This window comes from Marinomonas rhizomae (genome assembly GCF_003315485.1).
Lineage (GTDB): Bacteria > Pseudomonadota > Gammaproteobacteria > Pseudomonadales > Marinomonadaceae > Marinomonas > Marinomonas rhizomae.
Genome location: NZ_QNSE01000002.1, coordinates 217,801 through 242,055, shown reverse-complemented (window position 1 = coordinate 242,055; position 24,255 = coordinate 217,801). Strand labels below are relative to the sequence as shown.

19 protein-coding genes are annotated in these 24,255 nt (G+C 45.0%); 13 read left to right on the top strand and 6 right to left on the bottom strand.

Annotated features, from left to right (window positions below; all coding sequences use genetic code 11):
- The first annotated feature begins 5 nt into the window (after positions 1-5).
- The 10 genes from DFP80_RS02995 to DFP80_RS02950 all read left to right on the top strand — a co-directional run bounded on the left by DFP80_RS02995 (position 6) and on the right by DFP80_RS02950 (position 13,968).
- Positions 6-1,241, top strand: coding sequence for an ABC transporter substrate-binding protein (locus DFP80_RS02995; protein ID WP_113915332.1), 1,236 nt, complete (start codon positions 6-8; stop codon positions 1,239-1,241).
- A gap of 367 nt (positions 1,242-1,608) precedes the next feature.
- Positions 1,609-3,048 (top strand): NAD-dependent succinate-semialdehyde dehydrogenase, encoded by a 1,440-nt coding sequence (locus DFP80_RS02990; protein ID WP_206610543.1) that lies wholly within the window; start codon positions 1,609-1,611, stop codon positions 3,046-3,048.
- A 40-nt stretch (positions 3,049-3,088) separates the two neighbouring features.
- On the top strand, positions 3,089-4,255 hold the full coding sequence (locus tag DFP80_RS02985; protein WP_113915331.1) for an iron-containing alcohol dehydrogenase: 1,167 nt from the start codon (positions 3,089-3,091) through the stop codon (positions 4,253-4,255).
- A gap of 63 nt (positions 4,256-4,318) precedes the next feature.
- Positions 4,319-5,686, top strand: a complete 1,368-nt coding sequence (locus DFP80_RS02980) for a hypothetical protein (RefSeq protein ID WP_113915330.1) — start codon at positions 4,319-4,321, stop codon at positions 5,684-5,686.
- Positions 5,687-5,927: 241 nt separating this feature from the next.
- The gene (locus DFP80_RS02975; RefSeq protein ID WP_113915329.1) at positions 5,928-6,464 is read left to right on the top strand and encodes a TRAP transporter small permease subunit; all 537 of its coding nucleotides are present in this window, start codon (positions 5,928-5,930) and stop codon (positions 6,462-6,464) included.
- Positions 6,464-7,852 carry a TRAP transporter large permease gene (locus tag DFP80_RS02970; protein WP_113915328.1) on the top strand — a complete coding sequence of 463 codons (1,389 nt, stop codon included), beginning with the start codon at positions 6,464-6,466 and terminating at the stop codon, positions 7,850-7,852. Before DFP80_RS02975 ends, DFP80_RS02970 begins: the two co-directional genes overlap by 1 nt.
- 57 nt (positions 7,853-7,909) lie before the next feature.
- On the top strand, positions 7,910-8,869 hold the full coding sequence (locus DFP80_RS02965) for an NADPH:quinone reductase (RefSeq protein WP_113915327.1): 960 nt from the start codon (positions 7,910-7,912) through the stop codon (positions 8,867-8,869).
- 192 nt (positions 8,870-9,061) lie between these two features.
- Positions 9,062-9,835 carry a helix-turn-helix domain-containing protein gene (locus DFP80_RS02960; RefSeq protein ID WP_113915326.1) on the top strand — a complete coding sequence of 258 codons (774 nt, stop codon included), beginning with the start codon at positions 9,062-9,064 and terminating at the stop codon, positions 9,833-9,835.
- A 312-nt stretch (positions 9,836-10,147) separates the two neighbouring features.
- Positions 10,148-13,270 (top strand): bifunctional proline dehydrogenase/L-glutamate gamma-semialdehyde dehydrogenase PutA, encoded by a 3,123-nt coding sequence (putA, locus tag DFP80_RS02955; protein WP_113915325.1) that lies wholly within the window; start codon positions 10,148-10,150, stop codon positions 13,268-13,270.
- 14 nt (positions 13,271-13,284) lie between these two features.
- A complete protein-coding gene (locus tag DFP80_RS02950; protein ID WP_113915324.1) occupies positions 13,285-13,968 on the top strand; it encodes a 1-pyrroline-5-carboxylate dehydrogenase in 684 nt (227 codons plus the stop codon).
- An 83-nt stretch (positions 13,969-14,051) separates the two neighbouring features.
- Here the strand turns inward: DFP80_RS02950 and DFP80_RS02945 are convergent, their stop codons facing one another.
- From DFP80_RS02945 to DFP80_RS02935, 3 genes are read right to left on the bottom strand one after another with little or no spacing between them, the layout of a single operon-like run.
- The gene (locus tag DFP80_RS02945; protein ID WP_241560167.1) at positions 14,052-15,119 is read right to left on the bottom strand and encodes an ABC transporter substrate-binding protein; all 1,068 of its coding nucleotides are present in this window, start codon (positions 15,117-15,119) and stop codon (positions 14,052-14,054) included.
- Positions 15,113-16,504: a sensor histidine kinase gene (locus DFP80_RS02940; protein ID WP_113915323.1), complete on the bottom strand. Its 1,392-nt coding sequence runs from the start codon at positions 16,502-16,504 to the stop codon at positions 15,113-15,115. Before DFP80_RS02940 ends, DFP80_RS02945 begins: the two co-directional genes overlap by 7 nt.
- On the bottom strand, positions 16,491-17,159 hold the full coding sequence (locus DFP80_RS02935; RefSeq protein ID WP_113915322.1) for a response regulator transcription factor: 669 nt from the start codon (positions 17,157-17,159) through the stop codon (positions 16,491-16,493). The genes DFP80_RS02940 and DFP80_RS02935 overlap by 14 nt, the downstream gene beginning before the upstream one ends.
- A 115-nt stretch (positions 17,160-17,274) precedes the next feature.
- Between DFP80_RS02935 and DFP80_RS02930 the strand changes: the two genes are divergently transcribed.
- From DFP80_RS02930 to DFP80_RS02920, 3 genes are read left to right on the top strand one after another with little or no spacing between them, the layout of a single operon-like run.
- Positions 17,275-18,252 (top strand): Bug family tripartite tricarboxylate transporter substrate binding protein, encoded by a 978-nt coding sequence (locus tag DFP80_RS02930; protein WP_113915321.1) that lies wholly within the window; start codon positions 17,275-17,277, stop codon positions 18,250-18,252.
- 24 nt (positions 18,253-18,276) lie between these two features.
- Positions 18,277-18,720: a tripartite tricarboxylate transporter TctB family protein gene (locus tag DFP80_RS02925; protein ID WP_113915320.1), complete on the top strand. Its 444-nt coding sequence runs from the start codon at positions 18,277-18,279 to the stop codon at positions 18,718-18,720.
- Complete coding sequence (locus DFP80_RS02920; protein ID WP_113915319.1) at positions 18,720-20,207, top strand: tripartite tricarboxylate transporter permease; 1,488 nt, start codon at positions 18,720-18,722, stop codon at positions 20,205-20,207. Before DFP80_RS02925 ends, DFP80_RS02920 begins: the two co-directional genes overlap by 1 nt.
- A gap of 102 nt (positions 20,208-20,309) precedes the next feature.
- On the opposite strand, the gene DFP80_RS02915 is transcribed toward DFP80_RS02920, so the two are convergent.
- The 3 genes from DFP80_RS02915 to DFP80_RS02905 all read right to left on the bottom strand — a co-directional run bounded on the left by DFP80_RS02915 (position 20,310) and on the right by DFP80_RS02905 (position 24,216).
- A complete protein-coding gene (locus DFP80_RS02915) occupies positions 20,310-21,419 on the bottom strand; it encodes a TRAP transporter substrate-binding protein (RefSeq protein ID WP_113915318.1) in 1,110 nt (369 codons plus the stop codon).
- A 277-nt stretch (positions 21,420-21,696) separates the two neighbouring features.
- Positions 21,697-22,806, bottom strand: coding sequence for a TRAP transporter substrate-binding protein (locus DFP80_RS02910; RefSeq protein WP_113915317.1), 1,110 nt, complete (start codon positions 22,804-22,806; stop codon positions 21,697-21,699).
- 300 nt (positions 22,807-23,106) lie between these two features.
- Entirely contained in the window at positions 23,107-24,216 is a 1,110-nt protein-coding gene (locus tag DFP80_RS02905; RefSeq protein WP_113915316.1) for a TRAP transporter substrate-binding protein, read from the bottom strand.
- Positions 24,217-24,255: the final 39 nt, after the last annotated feature.

Sequence of the window (24,255 nt, the reverse complement as noted above, 5' to 3'; positions counted from 1 at the left end):
CTCTTATGAAAAAATTAACCTGGTTACTCACCCTATTAGGGTGTTTCACAGCGACAAACAACCAAGCGGAGATAGTGCTTGGTCACCAAGATAAGGCGGATGTAAATATCGGCTGTCTTTTTCCTCTTACTGGTCGTGGTGGCCTGTATGGGGAAGACAGCAAAATAGGTATCCAACTGGCATTAGAAAAATTAGCAGACAAGACGGATGACTACCCTAGTTTAAAAATCATTATTGAAGATTCAAGATCGAAAGCCTCACGGGCCACACGCTTGGTAAAAGAATTAGTAAGAGATCATCAGACGCGCTTTATTTGTGGCGTGGTGAATTCATCGATTGCGTGGCAAGTTGCCCAAGTTGCAGAGCAAGAAGACGTCTTTTTTATTGGCACGGATCACGCTTCGTCGCGGATGACAGGTTCGGGGAAGCGTCCGCTATACTTTCGAGTCAGCAATAACACCCAACAAAGTATGCTGGCCGGAGCAAAATATATCCGTGAGCATTTCTCATCCTCTGCAGATAAACCGATTAGAATTTCTTATATTGGCCCAGACTATGAATACGGCTACACCATGTGGGACGATTTAGAAAAAGCACTGAAACAACAACAAGTAAACTATGAAATTGTCACCACTCTATGGCCCAAACTTTATGAACCAAACTATGTGACCTTCATTCAGGCATTGCTCGAAAAGCCGACTGATTTAATCGTGAATGCCATGTGGGGTGGTGACCTCGTCACCTTTATTCAGCAAGCCAATAGCGCCAAGCTTTTCCAACATGCTCACTTTGCCAATTTCGACACTGGCGCTAACTTTGAAGTCCTTGCCGCATTGGGTGAAGATATGCCCGAAGGACTCATTTTAGCTTCCCGCCATCATAACAATTGGCCAGATACAGTATTCAATCAGTGGTTTGTATCACGTTTCTATGAGCTAAGTGGACGTTACCCTTCTTACGCTGCCGAAGGGGCGTATTCAGGTATAATGAGTATTGCCGAGGCCGTTCACCTTGCGGGGGTCGATGCAACTAATGAAGAATTGCAAACCGTCCTCGAAAACCTAGTGATTAAACTTCCCGAAGATCCCACTGGTTTTTCGTCTTACATGGATGCAAACACCCACCAACTTCAGCAAGTAATTTCCATCGGGACCTCAACTAAAGACACCTCCCTTCCCCCCGCTGCACGTTTGTTGCATAACTGGTCGGTTTATTATCCTGATCGTCGTCTATCACACTAATTTTTCGAGCGGTTACCGATCAAAAAACATCGATCATTGTGATCGATAACCGCTCAAACTTCTCGTAAAAACAAATGAGGGAATGAATTTTTATATATTTATCAAATAGATAGATATATTTAAAAAACTGGCATCCTGATTGCTCTTAGCTAAGAAGCAACATTGTTCTTAGTAAAAAAATAATAAGAGCGCGCATTACTATAAATGCCATCCTATCTCACAAGCCCTCCCAGCAACTTGAGCGGCCTCTTATTTGATTATTTCTAATGAGCAATGACGTGTTCGTCATCTGTTTATGGATCCCTTGTGACCCTAGCAACGACAAAAACAGAGCGTCTTAAAAATAACCAATATAAAGGTGATACTCATGTTAAAAGACATGTCACTTCTAAAAGCTCATTGTTTAGTGAATGGTGAGTGGGTCGAAGCTAAAGCCAAAACAACACATCCTGTCACCAACCCTGCAACCGGTGATGTCATCGCAAACATTCCTCATCTTTCCCCAGAGGAAATCCCTGCCGTTATCGAAGCCTCTCGTATTGCGCAAAAAAAATGGGCAGCGCTTACAGCAAAAGAACGTTCAGTCATCCTAAAGCGCTGGTTTGAGCTAATGATCGAAAACACCGACGATCTAGCTCTATTGATGACCACTGAACAAGGCAAGCCGTTAGCGGAAGCAAAAGGCGAAATTGGCTACGCTGCCTCTTTCATTGAATGGTTTGCAGAAGAAGCAAAACGCATTTATGGCGACACCATTCCAGCACCTCGCGCCGACCAGAGACTGACCGTTATCCGTCAACCTATCGGTGTTACCGCCGCGATTACGCCATGGAACTTTCCAGCGGCGATGATTACACGCAAAGCTGCGCCAGCACTGGCAGCAGGCTGTTCTATGATCGTTCGCCCTGCGGACCTAACACCACTGACAGCATTAGCCATTGGCGAATTAGCACAACGCGCTGGTATTCCCGATGGGGTTTTTCAAGTCATCACAGGCTCTGCTAGTAAACTGGGCAAGGTTCTTACCGACAGCCAAGTTGTTAGCAAATTATCTTTCACTGGATCAACGGAAGTCGGTCGTTTATTGATGGCTCAATGCGCACAGACCATCAAGAAAGTCTCTTTAGAACTGGGCGGCAACGCACCCTTTATTGTCTTTGATGATGCAGATTTGGATAAAGCTGTCGAAGGCGCTATGGCGTCTAAATATCGTAATGCAGGACAAACTTGTGTTTGTGCTAACCGAATCTTAGTCCAGCGCGGTGTTTACGAGGCATTTACCGCCAAGCTGACCGAAAAAGTCAAAGCTTTAAAAGTCGGTAGCGGTGTTGAAGCTGGCAACGACATTGGTCCAATGATCGAAGAAAAAGCCATCACTAAAGTAGAAGATCACATCCAAGACGCCGTCAGCAAAGGCGCGACACTTGCTTTTGGTGGTGATCGCTTGGGTGGGCTATTCCTACAGCCAGCGATTTTGACCGGCGTTACGGCTGAGATGAAAGTCGCACAAGAAGAAACTTTTGGCCCGATGGCGCCGTTGTTTGCCTTTGATACCGAAGAGGAAGCCATTGCCATGGCCAACGATACGATTTTTGGACTTGCTGCGTATTTCTATACCCGCGATCACGGCCGCATGATCCGCGTATCAGAAGCACTTGAATACGGCATGGTCGGTCACAACACAGGATTGATTTCAAACGAAGTCGCGCCTTTCGGTGGCGTAAAACAGTCAGGTCTTGGTCGTGAAGGCTCTAAATATGGCATCGAAGAATATCTCGAAATGAAATACGTATGCAGTGCCCTCTAAGCCAAAAACCGTAGCCAACAACAATAAATAGGAGATCATTATGACTGATGGCATCAAACCTTTTTCTTTTAATGCACCTGGTTCCATGCACCTTGAATGGGGTGGCGCAAAACGTCTTGGCGAATTACTTAGTGAGTGGTTCAAAGAACGTAACTTATTAATCGTCACTGACAAATTCTTGAACGAAAGCGGTCTATTAGAGCAAACCAAAGACTCGCTAAAAAAACACGGCTTCACAGTGACCGTTTTTGACGATGTAGTCGCAGATCCACCAGAACATGTGTTAATGGCGTGTGTTGAACAAGGTAAAAAGAGCCATGCTGATATCGTTCTAGGCTTGGGTGGCGGGTCGTCAATGGACATCGCCAAACTCGTTGCGGTTATGCTGACATCAGAACAACCACTGTCTGAGCTGTACGGTATTGGCAATGTCACAGGAACTCGAACACCATTGGTACAAGTTCCTACCACAGCAGGCACAGGGTCAGAAGTAACCAATATCACCATTCTTACCACAGGCGAAACCACTAAAATGGGGGTGGTATCTCAGCAATTATACGCAGACCGTGTTTTGTTGGATGCAGAATTAACTGTCGGGCTTCCTGCGTTGCCAACCGCGGCAACCGGCATTGATGCGATGGTTCACGCTATAGAAGCATACACCTCAGTACATCTTAAAAACCCATTGTCTGATGCATTGGCAAAAGAGGCTTTACGCTTGCTAAGCAAAAACCTCGTCACAGCTTGTCAAGATGGACAAAACCGCGCGGCTCGTGAAGCCATGTTGTTGGGAGCAAACTTAGCAGGGCAAGCCTTCTCCAATAGCCCAGTTGCTGCCGTTCATGCTCTCGCTTATCCATTGGGCGGTCATTATCACTTACCTCATGGCTTAACAAACGCACTCATGCTTGGTCCGGTATTACGCTACAACATGGCCGTTGCGGCGCCATTGTACGCAGAACTTGCCGATGTCGTGCTGGGTTCGTCAGAAGAAGAAGTAGAAATACGCTCAGCGAAATTCGTTGATTTCATGCAAAAACTGATGAATGAGTCTGGTGCACCACAACGCCTACAAGATGTTGGTGTCACCGAGGAAAGCCTGCCAACGCTTGCTAAAGACGCCATGTTACAAACTCGCTTGCTCGGCAACAATCCCGTTCCCGTCACCGAAGACGATGCATTAGCGTTATATCAAGCAGCTTTTTAATTTAACACAACCCTCGCCCCATACAGGTGAGGCTAATAACTAAAAAAATAAAAGGAAAAACTCATGAGAGAAGAACGCATTGATGGCCAAGAAACGCCCTATTGGAAGATGGGACCTTTTAAAGTCAGGCTGCCTTTTGTCCATTATCGTTTTGAGTGGCCAGATTACTTTCAAGGCCTCATAATGTGTGCGGTCGATTTAGCCGCTATCCCACTAATGACCGAACTACTCGGTATGCCATTCGAAGTAGCATTGGCCGTCGTCATGCTTAATGGCTTGTTCTATTTGTTACACCATTTATTAGGCGACCCTGTCGTTCCAGGCTGGATTACTCCCGCTATCCCACTACTCATGGCATATTGCTCGACCTTCCCAGAAGGGCCTGAACGAATATACGCTCTCGTCTCATTCCAACTACTGTTAGGGGTGTTTGCCATTTTTATCGGGGCCTCGGGGTTGGCACACAGAGTCGTATCACTCATTCCACAGGCCATAAAATCCGGCATCATCATCGGTGCAGGGATTGCGGCGGTTATGGCGGTATTTAAAGTCGATGGCCGTTTTGATACCTACCCTGTAACCATCACGCTTGCAGTGGGTGTGGCTTTTTATGTGATATTTTCACGTCATTTTGCAGCACTAAAACAAAACAATGCTTTGTTTAATATGATCGGAAAGCTCGGTATCTTCCCAATCATCGTTCTAGCGATTCTTATTGCACCAACGGTTGGTGAGACTTCTTGGCCTGAGATTCAGTGGGGCTTCTCTTCTCCAGATTTTGTTACTCTTTGGAAAGAGTACACCGTGTTCGGTCTAGGCATGCCACCAATAATGATGTTTGTTACTGCTGTTCCGACAGTTTTAGCAGCGTACATCGTACTATTTGGTGACGTGCTACAAAGCAAAGCGATTTTGGATGAAGCTGATCTAGTTCGTTCCGATGAAAAAATCGATTACAGCCCAGACCGTGCACACATGATTTTTGGTGCAAGAAACTCAGCAATGTCGATTCTTGGGCCCGATGTAACAATGTGTGGACCTCTTTGGGCGGCTATGCACGTAGTTATCACAGAGCGTTTCAGCCAGGGCAAGAAAGCCATGAACTCCATCTTTGGTGGTGCAGGCTCATTCCGCTGGGGAACCAACACTGGCTTGTTATTCATGCCAATTGTTACTCTCGTGCAACCAATCCTAGGCGTAGCACTGGCGTTAACCTTGCTCATTCAGGGTTATGTATCGGTGAAAATCGGTATTATGGAAGCCAGATCACAACGCGATCTTGGTATCGCAGGTATCGTTGCTGCAGTACTAGCCACTCGTGGTGCTACATGGGCATTCGCCGTTGGTGTAGTACTTTGTCTTTTGGTATACGGTCGTGATTTCTTTAAAGGTGAAAAAGACACAACCTTTGTAAAAGACCAAACTAAGTAATACTTTCAATAAACAGACACGGCAACGTCGTGTCTGTTTTCTGACATACAGTGAATCATCGCTCACTGTTTTACTCGAAAAAAACGCTCAATTTCCTGTAAATACCTTCTAACTTGCCTTTCAAGCCATCTGTAATATTCCCAAGAGTGGCGTTATCCAATAGACTAACTGTCCGGATTTTATAGGCACTGTGGCCTCGCTAAACTTCCGATAAAAATGATTAAAAACTGTGGGTATTTTAATGTTAAACAAACTAGTCAGTTCGGCTGAGGCGATTTCCCATTATATGGGGCGATGCGTTGCTTGGCTTACGTTAGCGATGATGCTGTTTACCTGTCTCATCGTGCTTTTGCGTTATGGCTTTGATATTGGTGCGATCGCACTACAAGAGTCCGTGCTTTATATGCATGCAACGGTCTTTATGTTAGGAGCGGCCTATACCTTTAAAGATGATGAGCACGTACGTGTTGATGTTTTTTATCGTGATTTTTCTGTCACTAAAAAAGCATGGGTAAATATCATTGGCGGCATTTTCTTCCTTTTGCCATTCACACTTTATACCGCCTATTTAAGCCTAGATTATGTGAGTGCTTCGTGGCGTGTACTGGAAACCTCTCCAGAGCCTGGCGGTTTACCTTTTGTGTATCTGCTAAAAACGCTTATTCCTATCATGATGGTGAGCATGATCATTCAAGGTTCTGCGGATATTTTGAAAAATATTGGTGTGGTAACTGCGGCGCGTTCCCCCATTACTAGACATGCTAAAGGACAAAACTAATGGCTGAATTTATTCCTTTATGGCTCTTTGCCGGCGTTTGTGTCTGCTTGTTATTTGGTTACCCTGTCGCATTTTCTCTAGGTGGTACGGCGCTTATTTTTGCCGCTGTAGGCTCCATGTTCGGCACTTTTGATGGTGTCTTTTTGGAGGCTTTGCCAAACCGTTTGTTCGGTATCATCGGCAATGAAACGCTGATCGCTGTCCCGCTTTTTGTCCTAATGGGTGTTTTGCTCGAAAAATCAAAATTGGCAGAAAAACTACTCGACTCCATGGCGATGCTGTTTGGTACGTTACGTGGTGGCTTGGGTATTTCGGTTATTTTAGTAGGTATGTTACTGGCGGCAAGTACCGGTATTGTGGGTGCAACCGTGGTAACTATGGGTATGATTTCGTTACCCACCATGCTGCGTCGCGGCTACGATCCAGCTTTAGCCGCAGGGACTATTTGTGCGACAGGTACGTTAGGTCAAATCATTCCACCATCCATCGCATTGGTTCTGTTAGGCGATGTGATGTCCAATGCGTATCAAAAAGCGCAATTGGAAATGGGCATTTTCTCTCCTAAAACCATCTCTGTAGGAGATTTGTTTGTTGGTGCCTTGATTCCTGGCTTAATTTTAGTTGGGCTTTATATTCTTTACGTCATCATGGTCGCTTGGTTGCAGCCGCACAAAGCACCCGCGGTTCCTCGTGACGAATTGCGCAATGGCTCAACAGAGTCTTTAGCCGTTCAACTACTTAAAGGCTTGGTGCCACCTTTGGTGCTTATCTTTGCTGTATTGGGGTCAATTCTTAGCGGTATTGCCACACCAACTGAAGCAGCAGGTGTTGGCGCACTAGGTGCGGCGTTGCTAGCTCTAGGAAGTGGCAAGTTAAGCTTCCCAACCTTAAAAGATGCAGTGTACTCGACCACAAAAGTCACCTGCATGGTGTTCATGATTCTGATCGGTGCATCTTTATTTTCATTGGTGTTCCGTGGCTTTGGTGGCGAAGAGTTGATTCAAGACTTCTTCTCACAACTTCCTGGTGGCGTTGTTGGCGCAATGATCGTCGTGATGTTGCTAATGTTCTTCCTTGGCTTCATTCTAGACTTCATAGAAATCACTTTTGTGGTTGTACCTATTGTTGCGCCAGTATTGTTAGCAATGGGCTTAGATCCAGTGTGGTTGGGTATTATGATGGCCATTAATTTACAAACATCATTCCTCACTCCACCATTCGGATTTGCGCTATTTTACTTGCGTGGCGTAGCGCCGCCAGAACTGAAAACTCAGTCTATTTATAAAGGGGTTTTACCTTTTATTCTTATTCAGGTGTTAGTACTAATCATGTTATCCATTTGGCCAGATCTAGCGACTTGGCTGCCTGAACAAGTCTATGCAGACTGATCTAAGACATAACTTTTGAAATAACAAAAACAGAACTCATTAAGTTAGGATAAAAACATGAAAGCAATGCAAATCACAGACTACGGCCCAGCCAGCGATTTATCGCTGGCTGATGCTCCAAAACCAAGCATCAATGAAGACCAAATTTTGGTTCAAGTCGGTGCGGCAGGCGTCAACCCTGTAGACACTTATATTCGCTCTGGCACCAATAACTATTCAACCACTTTCCCGCATACGCCTGGTTCTGATGGTGCGGGTACGATTGTTGAACTCGGTTCTAATGTCACTGGCTTCGAAATTGGTCAGCGTGTGTATTTTAGTCGCAATCTAAGCGGTTCTTCTGCGGAGTTTGCTGCTTGTGCTGCAACTCATACCTATCCTTTGGCGGATGCTTTATCTTTCGAAGAAGGTGCGTGTATTGGTATTCCTTATACTACCGCTCACCGAGCCTTGTTTGGTCGTGCCAACGGCAAAGCCGGTGACAAGGTATTAGTACATGGCGCAACCGGCGCTGTAGGTCTTGCCACAGTGCAATTAGCATTAGCCGCGGGAATGGAAGTGGTTGCCAGTTCAGGCACCCCTGCCGGTGCAGATTTATTGCGTCAGCAAGGCGTGACTAACGTCATTATGCACAATGATGCTGATCACCTTACACCTTATCAATCATTAGAAACTGGCTTTGATATCGTCATCGAAATGCTCGCTAATCACAATTTAGATCAGGATTTAAAAGCCTTGGCTTTTGGTGGTTGTGTGGCGGTTGTGGGCAACCGAGGCACAGTCGAGGTTAACCCTCGTGACTTAATGGCGCGTGATGCCTCTGTCGTCGGTGTGGCATTAGCCAATGTAAAACCTGTCGAGCTGGCCTTGATTGCAAAATCTTTGCGGCCATTGTTTGAAAAAGGTGTCCTCAAGCCCGTTATTCGTCATAGCTACCCGCTTACCGAATTGGCTCAAGCTCACGAAGATGTTTTAAAATCGGGAGCGTTGGGCAACCTTGTTATCCGCATAAGCTAGTACCCAACCAGTACGAAAAGACGGTGCTTAATAACATCAAGTGCCGTCTTTTCTTATCTTTTCACCTGCTTCTTTATTCGCAATAAAGATACTCTTCATACGGTAAAATCCGATATCTTCACAAAAATACGCTACTAAAGCTGCCCTAAGGCCGCTATACTTTCTTACTTATGTTTATTCAAAAGGCTCATTTTGACTAAGTCTGATTCCGATGTTTTCAGCCTACCTGCCGAAGCGGACACGCACGATCACGATTACCACCAATTGGTCGTTGTGCTAGATGGCAATACCGATTTCGATATAGAAGGCAAAGGCAAGCAACTGCATACTGGCGAAGGCTGTATCCTTCCGTCTGAGAACAGTCATGCGTTTGCAGGCCTAGGGGAAAATCGCATCATGGTAGTCAATCTACCTGTTCCGCCGCAAAAAAGTATTACCGACGAAGAATACGAAGTCGTATCTCGTTTGTTTGACCAAGCAGCATATTTTCAGCTAAATCCGCGTTTACAGATCTTAGCCTCTGCTTTATCTGGTGAATTGCAACAATACCCAAATGATATGACCTTGGCTCGCGCTTGCGGTAATACCTTATTAAGCGCTATTCGCCATCAAATCAACAATAAAGATGTCCGCTCTCGTGGCAATCATCTTGATATTGATAAACTCGACCAATTTATCGAACTAAATTTATCCCGCCGTGTTCATATCGATCAGTTAGCAAACTTCTGCTTTTTGAGTGTTAGCCAATTTCACGAACGCTTTAAAGACCGAACTGGCATGACCCCACACCAATACTTAATGCGCAAACGTTTAGAACGTGCTCAAAGCTTGCTCGCCGAAGGCTTCCCCCCTATTCAAGTGGCCGAAATGTGTGGATTTTCTAGTCAAAGCGCTATGACCAATGTATTTTCTCAAACCCTTGGCATTACGCCACTGAAGTACCAAAAGCAATTTGGTACGCGCTGATTCTCTTTCTCCATATAAAATCATTAAACGCCCCATTTATAAGCATTGCTATCGTTTCCCCTAATCATTTGCACAAGAATAAATCAGCGCCCTCTTTATTCTTATGCTGTCGGACTTTCTTATAAAAAAAAACGATTTTTTCGAAAGACAATTTATCCCTTCTGTCACTAAAGTGTCAGCATTATCCAGACATGCATTTTTTTGATTCAGCAGAGTGAAAAGTAGTCAGAAAAATGCTTAATGCTCTATAACAATATGCGGCCTTCATAAAAAACCATGTCGTTTTTTATATTAACGCGGGAGAATCCAACCATGTTTAAAGCGATTGAGGTGTTACAGCCTAACTTCATTCAGCGTCCACTCAATGAATTGTGGCAGCTCATTTCCCCTCTTTATAATATGGATGAAGAGAAGTGGTTAAATGAGTTATTACCTTTAGCTAAACCGACTGAAGGCGAGCTAGAAAACCAAACCAATGCCGCTGCCAATTTGATTGCCGACGTCCGCAAAGACGACGATAGCATGTCAATGATTGACGCCTTGTTATTGGAATACAGCCTAGACACCAAAGAAGGCATCTTGCTGATGTGCTTAGCTGAAGCTCTAATGCGTGTGCCGGACAAAGAAACCGCTGATGCTTTTATCAAAGACCGCTTGAGCGTTGCCGATTGGGCATCTCACGCTAAAAACTCGGACTCTTTCTTCGTTAATGCGTCTACTTGGGGTTTATTGTTGACGGGCAAAATCGTCACGATGGACGAGAACAAAGACGGTACACCAGCGAACTTAGTAAACCGCATGGTAAACCGTGTTTCTGAACCTGTGATTCGTAAAGCGATGAACCAAGCAATGAAAATCATGGGACACCAGTTTGTTCTAGGTCGCAGTATTGAAGAAGCCTTGTCTCGTGGCAAAAGCTACCGCGACAAAGGCTACACCTACTCTTTCGACATGTTGGGTGAAGCGGCACTAACCGCAGCTGATGCTGATAAGTATCTAACGTCTTATATGAAAGCCGTAGAATCTGTAGGCAAAGACACCTACAGCAAAGGACACCGCCCAACTATTTCTATCAAGCTGTCTGCACTACACCCACGTTACGAAGTCGGTTGTGAAGACCGTGTAATGACAGAGCTTTTCGACAGCGTAAAAAGCTTGATCATCAAAGCGCGCTCGTTGAACGTCGGCATCACCATAGATGCAGAAGAAGCTGACCGTCTCGAGCTGTCTTTGCATTTATTCGAAAAACTTTATCGTGACGAATGTACGAAAGGTTGGGGCTTATTCGGCCTTGTTGTTCAGGCTTATTCTAAGCGCGCACTACCGGTTTTGGTGTGGTTGGCAGCCCTTTCTAAAGAACAAGGCGACCGTGTACCTGTGCGTCTTGTAAAAGGCGCTTACTGGGATTCTGAAATCAAACTTTGCCAACAACGCGGCATCAACGGCTACCCAGTTTATACCCGCAAAGAATCCACTGATGTTTCTTACTTGGCGTGTGCGCATTTCTTATTGAGCGAGCATACTCGTGCAAACATATTCCCGCAGTTTGCAAGCCACAACGCACACACAATCGCCACCATTAGCTGCATCGCCAAGCAACTAGGCGCGACGACAGAAGAATTCGAATTTCAACGTCTACACGGTATGGGTGATGCGCTTTACAACCGCTTGATCAAAGACAGCAATATATGCGTTCGTATTTATGCACCTGTAGGTAGCCACAAAGATTTGCTTCCTTACTTGGTTCGTCGTTTGCTAGAAAACGGGGCTAACAGCTCATTCGTTCATCGTTTGATCGACGCTAGTTATCCCGTTTCTGAGTTGATTGACCACCCAGTAACGACGCTTGAAAGCCGTAAAACCTTGGCGAATCCACATATCAGCTTGCCTTCTGGTTTATTTGACGACCGTAAGAACTCCTTTGGTCCAAACATCGAAATTGATTCTGAATGGACGCCGTTCAAAGCCAAAATTGATACCTTCATGGGACAAGACACCCAATGGCGTGCCTTCCCAATCGTTGGTGGCGAGAAAGTAGCAACCGGTCAAACGCATTCTGTCGACAGCCCTTACGACCACAGCCAAACAGCAGGTCAAATCGACTGGGCAGACGCTGCAACCGTCACCAAGGCAATTGACCTTGCTGAAGCGGCCTTCCCTGCCTGGTCTGCACGTCCAGCGACAGAGCGTGCTGATTGCCTAGATAAAGTAGCCGACTTGATGGAAGAAAACTACGCGGAACTGATGGCACTTTGCCACCGTGAAGCGGGTAAAACAATTCAAGACAGCATTGACGAAGTACGTGAAGCCGTGGACTTTTGTCGCTACTACGCGCAACAAGCCCGTAGCCACTTTGCCAATCCAACCAGCTACACAGATTTCTTAGGCCAAGAAAAACAAGCCAAGCTCAATGGCCGCGGCGTATTCACTTGTATCAGCCCATGGAACTTCCCACTGGCGATCTTTACAGGCCAAGTCGTTGCCGCTCTTGTCGTTGGTAACACAGTGGTTGCCAAACCGGCTGAGCAAACCAGCTTGATCGCTTTCCGCGCTATTGAAATGCTCCACCAAGCAGGCGTTCCAACTGACGTACTTCACCTATTGCCAGGCGACGGCGCCACCGTTGGTGCTCCTCTGACGAGCGACAAACGCATTGCCGGTCTTGCCTTCACAGGTTCTACTGGCACAGCACAATTGATTAATCGTACTTTGGCTGCTCGTGGCGTTGCGCCAGTGCCAGTCATTGCCGAAACAGGCGGCCAAAACGCGATGTTGGTTGATTCAACATCTTTGCCTGAACAAGTAGTGCGTGATGCCGTGCGTTCAGCGTTTGCGTCTGCCGGTCAGCGTTGTTCTGCATTGCGCGTGTTGTTCGTGCAAGCAGACATTGCAGACCGCGTTATTCCTATGATCAAAGGTGCCATGCAAGAACAAACCGTTGGTTTGCCTTACCTGCACAGCACAGACGTGGGTCCGGTTATCGATAAGAAAGCTCAAGACATGTTGCTTGAACACATCGAACGCATGACCAAAGAAAGCAAGTTGATAGCCCAAGCAGAACTGCCAGACTTCGCAAAAAACGGTACTTTTGTTGCACCAACGGCATTTGAAATCAGCAGTATTGATCAGCTAACAGATGAGAAATTTGGCCCTATCCTCCACGTTGTACGCTACAAAGCACGCGACTTGGATAAGATCATCGACACCATCAACAACTCAGGCTTTGGTTTAACTATGGGTGTTCATAGCCGTAACGAAACCACTTGTGCTCGTATCGCTAGTCGTGCTCGCGTTGGTAACCTTTACATCAACCGTGACCAAGTTGGCGCAGTGGTTGGCGTTCAGCCTTTCGGCGGACAAGGTTTATCCGGCACAGGACCAAAAGCAGGCGGTCCACATTACCTTCAACGCTTCGCTATTGAGCAAGACCTTTAAGGGGAGACATTATTATGACAATCGTACAACCTATCCAAATTCAGGTCGCTCAGAAAGTCTTCGAAGCATGGGACAAACTTGGCGTCAATGGCCGAGCAGAAAAACTGCAAAAAGCCTTAAACGCTTTCCCGGAAGCACAACGCAAAATGGCCGCTTGGCAAATTGACAACGCGAAGCAATCTATTGCTGAAACACGCGTTATGCCAGGACCAACTGGCGAGCGTAATGAACTGTCTAACCAAGGCCGTGGCGTGTTTCTTTGCATGTCTTCTCTTGAAGGTGATATGGCAAAAATAGGTTTAGTTGGCCAAGTGTTTGCTGCGCTGATTGCCGGTAACCCAGTCATTACAGTGGGGCTAGCTGGCCAAGAGATCATGGACATGATTGCACCAGTTGTCGCAGAAGGTGTTGTGCAAAACATTGCAGAGTCCGCGCAAGATTCTTTGATCGAAGCTAATCACCTTGCAGGTATCGCAACGCTTTGCGACTCAGCTCAAGCTCAACAGCTAAGCCAACGTCTTACAGCAAAAAGCGGCTTAATTTGCCAATTGGTTGAAGAAACCGATGCAAAAAATTTAAGCGTGATTGCCAAACCACACTATGTTCTACGCTTTGTTACTGAACGCACCGTGTCCAACAACACAACAGCGATCGGTGGCAACGCGACACTGCTTGAATTGGGTAGCATGAACGACTAAAACGCGTTCGAAAGAGCTCGTTCATAAAATAACAGCCCTTCTTGGCAACAAAAAGGGCTGTTTTTTTGCCATTTATGCTCGTGTTACTGATCTTCGTTAATGGATAGCAAGGCGTTTTCCCACGCTTTAATAAAACGTCGGCGCTTCGAGTCATCAAGATATACCATCAAAGCTGGCCCTAACGGAATGGGATGAAAGTTAATCGTTTGATCTTGTGTATCTTGCTGAGATACCAAATCATCAATATCCGGGAATAAAGCCACCAGCTCACTTTTTTTCGCGATCACACCCTGCCCTTCCTTAGATATCAAGAAATTCACAAAGCGCTGGGCATTGGAAACATGCTTAGCTTGTTTGGAAATAAACGCAGCACGACTCACTACTAAAGCATAGTCCTGAGGAATCACTACACCAATACGATTGTCTCGTTTTTCACGAGCAAAAGAATAGGATCCTAAAAGGTTGTAACCAAAGATCAACTCACCAGTGGCAATATCATCTAATAAGCTTGCCGTTTGGCCATAAACCTTAGTACGAGCACGTCCCAAGCTTTCTTGTAAGCGGCCACTAATGCTTGATGTCACTTCATCTTGCGTTGCTACTAAATAGCCAATCCCTGAACGGCGAGCATCATAAGAGCCAACTTTATGAGCAAAAAAACTATCCTCGATACGCATGGTGCTCGCCAATGATTCATGGGTAAGAGGAACCGCTTTCCCTTGAAAAGCTAGCTTGTTGTAAACAAAAACAATCGGCTCGTAGGTAAAGCCAATGACTTCATTACGCCAATTAGCCCAACTAGGTAAACCTATAACGGCTTCACCTAATACTGGCTGCGCATACCCATCATTCACCAAGCGAACCTGCAGGTCCATGGCCGAGCTAATTACCACATCAGGCTGATCCTCTAACGGTTTAGCTCTAATGGCACGATCTAGCTCTTGAGTATTAAATTCGCGATATTCTAGTTTTATATTAGGATTTTGTGTTTTAAAAGCCTCTAATACAGGGAAGATTGCTTTTAAATCCGTTGCACTGTATATGGTTAATCTATCTGCTTCCCATACAGTTGGTAATGTGGGTGTTTCAGCAATAACCTTACTCGCAATCATGATCAAGGATATCAATAAAAAGCTCATTCGCTTCAGCATAACGTCCTCTCTTTTGGCAGGCATATTCTTGCCCGAAGCCCACCTAAGGGGCTGTCTTCCAAGAAAAATTTACCGCCATGAGCTTCTGCTACACTGGTCACAATAGACAGACCAAGACCTGAACCATTAAGTCCATTTTCCAAGCGCTGAAAACGTTCTAATGCTTTTTCTCTCCATTCAATAGGAATGCCTGAACCAGCATCGTCAATAATAATATCAATACATGAGGCATCCATTTGTAGACAAATCTCAATCTGATTCTCCTCAGGACCGTAATAAATTGCGTTATCCAAGAGGTTACGAACGGCTTCTCGTAAGCTAATGGAATCGCCCATAAACAAAGGTAGTTGCTGCTCGCATTGGTAAGAAAAATCTATCATACGATGGGCATTGTCTCGCACGCATTCTGTTAATAGTTTCTTCATAACATCTTCGATATCCATTTGCTCGGTAACCACCGTATCACCTCGATGCACCACCATAGCGTGAGTTAGCAACTGATTGGTTAAACGTGTCAAACGTTCATGCTCTTGTCGAATTTTACTTAAATGTTCTGGCAAATCCGCTAAATTTTCGCTTTGGCTAGCAATGTCTAATTGAGCTTGAGTCGCACTTTGTGCAGTACGAATTTGATGACTAGCATCGGCAATAAAACGTTTCATCACAGCTAAGTTGGATAACAGCTGCGCTTGATAATCATTGATCGCACTTACTAATGGCGATACTTCTTGAATCGGTGTCGGCCGAATGGGTTCAGCAGAAAGTAGCGAGTGAGAAGCCAAACTTTTAGAGATTGAACTCAGCGGTTCAAGAGCACGATTAATCGCCACCCACAAGACAATCATTACACAAGCCATAATACCAAACAGTACAGCGAAGCTTCGGTATAGAATCTCATTCATCATCTTATGCCGCGCTCTAAGCGTTTGCGCCAGCACCACAGTGACCCAACCAGACACCACTGGCTCTGATAGCCTTTTATGGCGAATTACCACACGCACCTCTTCAGATAAATAATGCGCATTATAAAAAGCGATAGCCGAATCTTCGTTAAGTTCATTAGGCAAAGGCATGTCTGGATAACCGGTAATCAGCTCGCCTTGTGTACCTAACGCCTGATAAAACACCTTATCTTCATCGGCAAGCTGCATCATTTCAAACGCCGCATAAGGCAAATCTAAATCCACTTGTTTATCGTAAACGTGCAAACCTTCCATAATAGACAAGCTGGCACTATTGAGCAGTCGGTCGTAAGAATAATTGGCGGATTGACGAGCATAGTGCCAAACGCCCAGACTTAAAATTAGAAAAATAGACAGCAGCAACAAAGCTGAACGACCTAACATTCGGGAACGGATTGAATAGCTTTTCTCAGTCATCGACATGGGCCAAATACCCTAAGCCACGAATGGTTTTGATGATCAAAGTCGAGCCGTCCAACTGTTTTCTTAAACGTGTTAGGGTTTGTTCAATGGCATTGGGGGTATAGGCTTCATCGTAGCTGTAGAGCCGATTGGAGATGTCATCTTTAGTGAGCACACGATCCAGATTTTTCAGAAAAAGCTCCAACAATTGCAGCTCTCTTGGTCGTAAATCTAAAGTGACATTATTCACTTTGGCCGAATGTGCCGCCAAGTCATACACTAAATTACCACACTGTATTTCGTTACTCGCGCCACCTCGTTCACGTCGATAAAGCGCACGACAACGAGCCGCTAGCTCACGAAAATCAAAAGGTTTTGCCAAATAATCATCAGCTCCAAAGTCTAAAGCACTAACTCTGTCATCCACTTCAGTACGAGCAGTTAGTACCAAAACAGGGATGCGATTACCCTTGCTACGTAAGCTCTGCAATAGTTGGAAGCCACTTTTGCCAGGTAAATTTATGTCTAAAATCAACAAATCAAAGTAGTCAAAAGACAGACTCGCTTCGGCTTTTTCAACTGAACCAATCCAATCAATAGGATGACCTAAATTCCTGAAATACACACGAATCGAGTCGGCCAAACTCTCGTTGTCTTCAATTAATAACATACGCATGACGGAACCCTATCTCTTCTTGTCAGGTTAGTGTCAGTTTAAAGGAGTAACTTTGCTCACTCCTGTACAACCTTGTACAGCAAAATAAAACAAAAAGAAATTTGGAGAATAATAAATGAAAGCCAAAATTGCCTCCCTATTGTTGGTCGGCGGCCTTACCGCTGCCCTAAACGCCAGTGCTTTTGAACCAAATAAACCAACTTGTATTGCTCCTGCTAAACCAGGTGGTGGTTTTGATTTAACCTGCCGTATCCTTTCTACAGGTTTTGCCAACGCAGGCCTAACAGACATTCCTATGGCAGTAACCTTCATGCCAGGTGGTGTCGGTGCAGTCGCTTACAACTACATAAACTCCACTACGCCAGATGACCCAAACAAACTAGTCGCTTTTAGCTCTGGATCTTTGCTTAACATCGCTCAAGGTAAATTTGGACAAGGCCTAGACGAGAACGATGCTCGTTGGGTTGGTACAGCAGGTGTTGACTACGGTGCTATCATGGTTCGTGCTGATGCACCATGGAACAATCTTAAAGAATTGGTTGACGACATCAAAAAAGACCCAAGCAAATTCGTCTTAGGTGCTGGTGGTGGTGTCGGTAGCCAAGATTGGATGAAAGCCGCCATTGTCGTTAAATCTGCTGGTGTAGATCCTAAGAAAATGCGTTACGTTGCTTATGAAGGGGGCGGTGAAGCAAGCGCAGCCCTATTGGGTGGTCACATCAAAGTATACCCAGGTGATGTAGGCGAAATGAAAGGCTTACTTGAAGCAGGCAAAATAAAAGTGCTTGGCATCATGTCTCCAGAGCGCTTAAAAGGTGAATTCTCTAAATACCCTACCGCTATTGAGCAAGGTTTCGACGCAGAATGGACGATTCTTCGTGGTTACTACTTAGGGCCCAAAGTATCTGATGAAGCCTACAATTACTGGGCCGATCAATTCAAAAAAGCCTACAACAATCCAGCTTTCCAAAAAGCCGTTGCAGATCAAAACCTAGTGCCATTCACTATGTCTGGTCCAGCGTTAGAGAGCTACATCAAAGAGCGCGTTGGCTTCATGCGCGGTCTAGCGAAAGAAGCTGGCTTAATTCAATAATACGTCGTTAATTGAGGCGATAACATGTTATATGACCGCATTTTTGCGGGCGCATTATTGGTACTGTCCGGGCTAATCGCCTGGACAGCTTATCATTTTAACGTCCCGTTTCAGTATGAACCCCTTGGTCCCAAGGCATTCCCTATCATTCTATCTATCGTGCTCGCTATCTGTAGCGTACGCCTAATTGTAAAGCCTGATGCTAACGCTTGGTTACCACGTAAAGATGTGCTGATTAAAATTATCAGTGGTCTTGTACTTATGGTGGTATATGCCTTCTTATTTGAAGAAGCAGGTTTCATTGTTGCAACTACTATTGTGGGTGCCATTTTTAGCTGGTTATTTGGTGAAAAACCTCTGAAAGCCTTTTTTTATGCTCTTGCTTTAAGTTTAGTCAGCTATTTCCTATTAGCCGATGTGATGGAGCTTAACGTTCCAACAGGCCTACTTTTCGGAGACATCTTCTAATGGACGTATTACATTTTCTATCGATAGGCTTCTCAGTAGCCCTGACCCCGATTAACTTGGGGCTGGTTCTAGCAGGTTGTTTTTTTGGTACGTTAATCGGTTCACTACCCGGTATTGGGCCAATCAATGGTGTTGCCATTTTATTACCTTTGGCCTACTCCATCGGTTTACCACCTGAGTCAGCCCTGATCATGTTGGCAGGGGTTTATTACGGTGCCGAATACGGTGGTCGTATTTCCAGTATTTTGCTCAACGTACCAGGTGACGCTGGCGCCATCATGACCACTTTAGATGGTTATCCTATGGCAAAGCGCGGTGAAGGTGGTAGAGCATTAGCATTATCTGCCGTTTCCTCATTCTTTGGCAGTATGGGCGCCTTGTTGCTTATGGTGATTTTTGCACCATTACTTAGCCGCTTAGCTATTGAATTTGGTCCATCTGAGTATGTTTGGTTGATGATCTTTGCCTTCACGTGTTTGGCAACTATGGTCGGCAAACGTCCAATCAAAACCATCGTTGGTGTAGTAATTGGTTTACTACTAGCAACCATTGGTATCGATTCAGGTACAGGCATTCTGCGTTTCACCATGGGCATTCCAAACTTGTTCGATGGCGTAGACTTTTTGGTCGTCGTTATTGGTATGTTTGCCATCAGTGAAGTACTGATTCTTCTTGAAAGCTGGGCACGTAACGACTTAAAGATGACTCCTGTTGGCAAAAGCTTTGTGAGTCTGTCTGATATGCTAGCCGTTAAATGGGTAGTATTACGCTCTACTTTATCTGGCTTTTTAATTGGTGTTTTACCAGGTACAGGGGCTTCTATTGCGAGTGCAGTAGCGTACGGCACAGAAAAACGCTTCGCAGAAGGCAACAACGAACACTTTGGGGAAGGCGACATTCGTGGTCTTGCCGCTCCAGAAGCGGCAAACAATGCCTCTGCAGCAGGTTCTATGCTACCTATGTTGACATTGGGTATTCCAGGTAGTGGTACCACAGCGATTCTATTAGGCGCGTTGTTGATGTTTAACATCACACCAGGTCCACTATTATTTGAACAACAACCACAAATTGCTTGGGGTCTAATTGCCTCTATGTTCATTGGTAACATTGCGTTGCTTATTATGAACTTGCCGCTTATTGGTTTATTTGTTCGCTTGCTGTCTATTAAGCAGTCTTACCTAGTCCCAATAATTGTCATGCTTACATTCGTTGGCATCTACTCCATCCATGGCGATTCGTTCGACTTATTCTTCATGATTGGTTTAGGTATTTTTGCCTTCATTCTACGTAAGCTAGGCTTCTCCTTAGCCCCCGTGATCTTGGGCTTGGTTCTCGGCGAAGTATTGGAAGAAAACTTACGTCGCGCACTGTCTATCAGTGGTGGTAATTGGTCTATCTTACTTAACGGCACCATGACTTATATCTTAGCGATCGCAACCGTAGCCGCACTAGTTGCTCCTAAGCTGATCAAAAAGTTTAAAAAATAATGAGCGAGACTAACTAAACTCGTTTACCTAAAAAGTCTTCATGGTCAATCTAACCATGAAGACTTTTTTAGTATTTGTCATTTAAGAAAGCTAAGTTAAGAATTACTCAAGCTCACGAGCATTGATAAAAGCCCTCTCAGACACTTCGTGCCATGCTCTGACTTTACTATTGAAGTCTTTAAACGAGTTGTAGACTTTTTGGCTCATTGGATCCGCGGCAGCTACTTCATCTAACGTTTCAGCAGAGGCTTTTTTCAATGCCACCAATACTTCTTTTGGAAATGGTTTCAAAGCCACATGATGTTCATTCACTAGCGTTTCTAACGCGGCATTGTTACGCGCGGTAAATTCATCCAGCATATCAGCACTCACTTGGCGAGTTGCCGCACGTACGATCAGCTGTAGATCTTTTGGTAAGGCTTCGAACGCTTCCTTGTTGTAAATCGCTTCCATCGTAGAACCCGGCTCATGCCAACCTGGGTAGTAGTAGAATTTGGCCGCTTTGTACAAGCCAAATGCTAAATCGTTGTATGGACCCACCCACTCTGTTGCATCAATAGTACCTGTTTGCAATGCGGTGAAGATTTCACTACCCGGCAAGTTAACGGGTGTACCACCTACTTTTTTCAGCACTTCACCACCTAAACCTGGCAGACGCATTTTTAAGCCTTGGAAGTCTGCAAGGGAATTGATCTCTTTATTGAACCACCCCCCCATTTGCACCCCAGTATTACCTGCTGCCATTGGGATAAGATTAAAAGGGGCGTAAGTCTCTTCCCACAACTTCAGGCCACCACCATAATGAAGCCATGAGTTCATTTCTTGTGCGGTAAAACCAAAAGGTACGGCGGAGAAAAACTGTGCCGCTGGAGCTTTGCCTTTCCAGTAAAAAGCACCGCCATGACCAACTTGTGCAGTACCACGAGACACCGCATCAAACACTTCCAACGCAGGAACCAGTTCACCTGCAGCGTACACTTTTACCACTAAGCGCCCATTGGACATTGCGGTAATATTTTCCGCTAAATGTTCTGCCGCTGTACCTAACCCTGGAAAATTTTTCGGCCATGTTGTGACCATTTTCCAGTGAATAACATCTGCCGCTTTCTCAGCCTTTGCCGTTACTTTTTCTTCTGATCCACCACAAGCAACTAAGCTTGCCGCCGTTAAACCGACTAATGCCAGTTTTCCCCACATTTTTATTGTGCTCATTGATTATCCCTAAAAGACTGAATAGCTTTATTTTTATATATACCTTTGCTTACTGCAATGAACGAAGCAAAGCCGAGTCGACCAACCAACTCTATAGTCATAGCTTATTTGCCACGCCTTTTTAATAGTATGAATTGCAATATCAAGGCTCAAGCCTTTTTTAATTTTATTTTTCAGTTAAAACAGTAATCTTCTCTAAATAAAAAGCTCTGCTATCGGCGATAGCAGAGCTTTACAGGTCAATAAGTTAGTTCAAATCGAAAAAGATTAAAGGCGCTTAATTCAATTCACGTGCATTGATATAAGCGCGTTCTGACACTTCATGCCACGCTCTTACTTTTGCACCAAAGTCTTTGAACGAATCGTAGACCTTCTGGCTTAATGGATCGGCTGCTGCCACTTCTTCCAGTGTTTCCGCGGAGGCTTTTTTCAGAGCCAGCAACACGTCATCAGGGAAAGGTTTTAAGATGACGTTGTGTTCATTGACCAATGTCTGCAATGCAGAATTATTCAACGCAGTAAACTCATCTAACATTTCAGCATTGGCTTGGCGAGTAGCCGCACGTACGATCAGCTGTAAATCTTTTGGCAAGGCTTCGAACGCTTCCTTGTTGTAAATCGCTTCCATCGTAGAACCAGGCTCATGCCAACCAGGGTAGTAGTAGTATTTAGCCGCTTTGTACAAGCCAAATGCTAGATCGTTATAAGGACCCACCCACTCTGTTGCATCGATAGTGCCTGATTGTAGAGCCGTAAAGATTTCGCCGCCGGGAAGGTTAATTGGTGTACCGCCCACTTTCTTCAAGACTTCGCCGCCTAGGCCAGGAATACGCATTTTTAAGCCTTGGAAGTCCGCCAAAGAGTTAATCTCTTTATTGAACCACCCGCCCATTTGTACACCCGTATTACCCGCTGCCATTGGAATCAAATTAAAAGGGGCATAAATTTCTTCCCACAGTTTTAAACCACCACCGTGATGAATCCACGAATTAATTTCTTGCGCCGTGAAGCCAAACGGTACCGCCGTGAAGAATTGTGCGGCTGGCGCTTTACCTTTCCAGTAATAAGCAGCACCGTGGCCCATTTGAGCGGTACCACGAGACACCGCATCAAACACTTCTAAAGCAGGAACCAACTCGCCTGCCGCATACACTTTGACATTAATGCGGCCATTGGACATCTCATTAATGCTTTTTGCTAAATTTTCAGCTCCGGTCCCCAAACCAGGAAAGTTTTTAGGCCAAGTAGTGACCATTTTCCAGTTAATCACCTCAGCTTTTTTTTCTACTTTTGCCGCTTCTTTTTCTTCTGATCCACCACACGCTACCAAGGTAGCAGCAGCCAAACCGACCAACGCCAGTTTGCCCCACGATTTTATTGTTATCATTGATTATCCCTCAGGAGACTAGTTATTTTTGTTGAACTTAGCGTGCATATAACAAACAACACAACCCTACTTGTGTAGGAGTAAGAACCTTAATTAAGGATAAAATTCGAACCCGAAATTCATATTATATGCACGAAGTGTACTGAATAGTATGAATTGCGCCGCCAGCGCTCAAGACCTTTTTGATATTTATTTCTTTTGGCTATTTTTAATGACTGTTTCAGGAAAGCAAAAAGCCCCGCTATCAAAGATAACGGAGCTTTAAGAAGTACTAACTAGACGTTTTAAAAGGCGGAGCGCTTAGTCATCTGCTCGCGCATTGATGTAGGCACGCTCAGACACATCATGCCATTCACTTACTGGGGCTAAAAAGTTCTTGAATGACTCATAGACTTTTTTACTTTCAGGATCACTCGCGGCCACTTCTTCTAGGGTCTCGGCAGACGCTTTTTTGAGCGCCTCTAACAAGTCACGAGGGAAAGGCTTAAGAATCACATGATGCTCATTTACCAAGGTTTGCAAAGCGGCATTATTACGTGCCGTAAACTCATTGATCATGTCTAAATTAGCTTGTTGAGCTGCAGAGTGCACAATGGCTTTTAAATCTTTTGGTAACGCGTCAAAAGCATCTTTGTTAAAAATAGCTTCAACCGCTGAGCCTGGCTCATGCCAGCCCGGGTAGTAATAATATTTAGCCGCTTTATACAAACCAAACGCAAGATCGTTATAAGGCCCAACCCATTCTGTAGCATCGATTGTCCCAGTTTGAAGCGCGGTGAAAACTTCGCTAGCAGGTAAAGTAATAGGCGATGCACCGACTTTTTTCAGTACTTCTCCACCTAACCCTGGCATACGCATTTTCAAGCCTTGGAAATCGGCTAACGAATTAATTTCTTTATTAAACCATCCCCCCATTTGCACGCCAGCATTACCAGCTACCATAGGAATTAAGTTAAACGGAGCATAGATTTCTTCCCACAGTTCTAAGCCTCCGCCATAAGCAACCCAAGCATTAAACTCTTGCGCTGTAAAACCAAACGGAACGGTAGAAAAAAACTGTGCAGCCGGTACTTTTCCTTTCCAGTAGTACGCAGAACCATGGCCCATTTGCGCGGTACCACGAGATACCGCATCAAATACTTCCAATGCAGGAACAAGCTCACCAGCAGCATACACTTTAATATCCAAACGGCCGTTCGACATCTCTTTAATATTCTTAGCGAGTGTTTCCGCTCCTGTTCCGACACCTGGAGCATTTTTCGGCCAAGTCGTTACCATTTTCCAATGAATTACATCGACTTTTTTCTCAACTTTTGCAGTATCTTTCTCTTCAGATCCACCACAGGAAACCAAAGTCGTCATCATGAGACCAACCAAAAAAGCTTTGACCCACATATTTATTTTGTTCATTCACGGTACTCACTAATAGATGAATTGCACTGGAAATTA

Bases quoted from the DNA above. Each gene is read 5' to 3' on its own strand.
- DFP80_RS02975 (WP_113915329.1), top strand. From the start codon at position 5,928: ATGTTAAACAAACTAGTCAGTTCGGCTGAGGCGATTTCCCATTATATG.
- DFP80_RS02905 (WP_113915316.1), bottom strand. From the start codon at position 24,216: ATGAACAAAATAAATATGTGGGTCAAAGCTTTTTTGGTTGGTCTCATG.
- putA (WP_113915325.1), top strand. From the start codon at position 10,148: ATGTTTAAAGCGATTGAGGTGTTACAGCCTAACTTCATTCAGCGTCCA.
- DFP80_RS02995 (WP_113915332.1), top strand. From the start codon at position 6: ATGAAAAAATTAACCTGGTTACTCACCCTATTAGGGTGTTTCACAGCG.
- DFP80_RS02930 (WP_113915321.1), top strand. From the start codon at position 17,275: ATGAAAGCCAAAATTGCCTCCCTATTGTTGGTCGGCGGCCTTACCGCT.
- DFP80_RS02945 (WP_241560167.1), bottom strand. From the start codon at position 15,119: ATGCTGAAGCGAATGAGCTTTTTATTGATATCCTTGATCATGATTGCG.
- DFP80_RS02970 (WP_113915328.1), top strand. From the start codon at position 6,464: ATGGCTGAATTTATTCCTTTATGGCTCTTTGCCGGCGTTTGTGTCTGC.
- DFP80_RS02920 (WP_113915319.1), top strand. From the start codon at position 18,720: ATGGACGTATTACATTTTCTATCGATAGGCTTCTCAGTAGCCCTGACC.
- DFP80_RS02915 (WP_113915318.1), bottom strand. From the start codon at position 21,419: ATGAGCACAATAAAAATGTGGGGAAAACTGGCATTAGTCGGTTTAACG.
- DFP80_RS02985 (WP_113915331.1), top strand. From the start codon at position 3,089: ATGACTGATGGCATCAAACCTTTTTCTTTTAATGCACCTGGTTCCATG.
- DFP80_RS02940 (WP_113915323.1), bottom strand. From the start codon at position 16,504: ATGTCGATGACTGAGAAAAGCTATTCAATCCGTTCCCGAATGTTAGGT.
- DFP80_RS02965 (WP_113915327.1), top strand. From the start codon at position 7,910: ATGAAAGCAATGCAAATCACAGACTACGGCCCAGCCAGCGATTTATCG.
- DFP80_RS02925 (WP_113915320.1), top strand. From the start codon at position 18,277: ATGTTATATGACCGCATTTTTGCGGGCGCATTATTGGTACTGTCCGGG.
- DFP80_RS02950 (WP_113915324.1), top strand. From the start codon at position 13,285: ATGACAATCGTACAACCTATCCAAATTCAGGTCGCTCAGAAAGTCTTC.
- DFP80_RS02910 (WP_113915317.1), bottom strand. From the start codon at position 22,806: ATGATAACAATAAAATCGTGGGGCAAACTGGCGTTGGTCGGTTTGGCT.
- DFP80_RS02990 (WP_206610543.1), top strand. From the start codon at position 1,609: ATGTTAAAAGACATGTCACTTCTAAAAGCTCATTGTTTAGTGAATGGT.
- DFP80_RS02980 (WP_113915330.1), top strand. From the start codon at position 4,319: ATGAGAGAAGAACGCATTGATGGCCAAGAAACGCCCTATTGGAAGATG.
- DFP80_RS02935 (WP_113915322.1), bottom strand. From the start codon at position 17,159: ATGCGTATGTTATTAATTGAAGACAACGAGAGTTTGGCCGACTCGATT.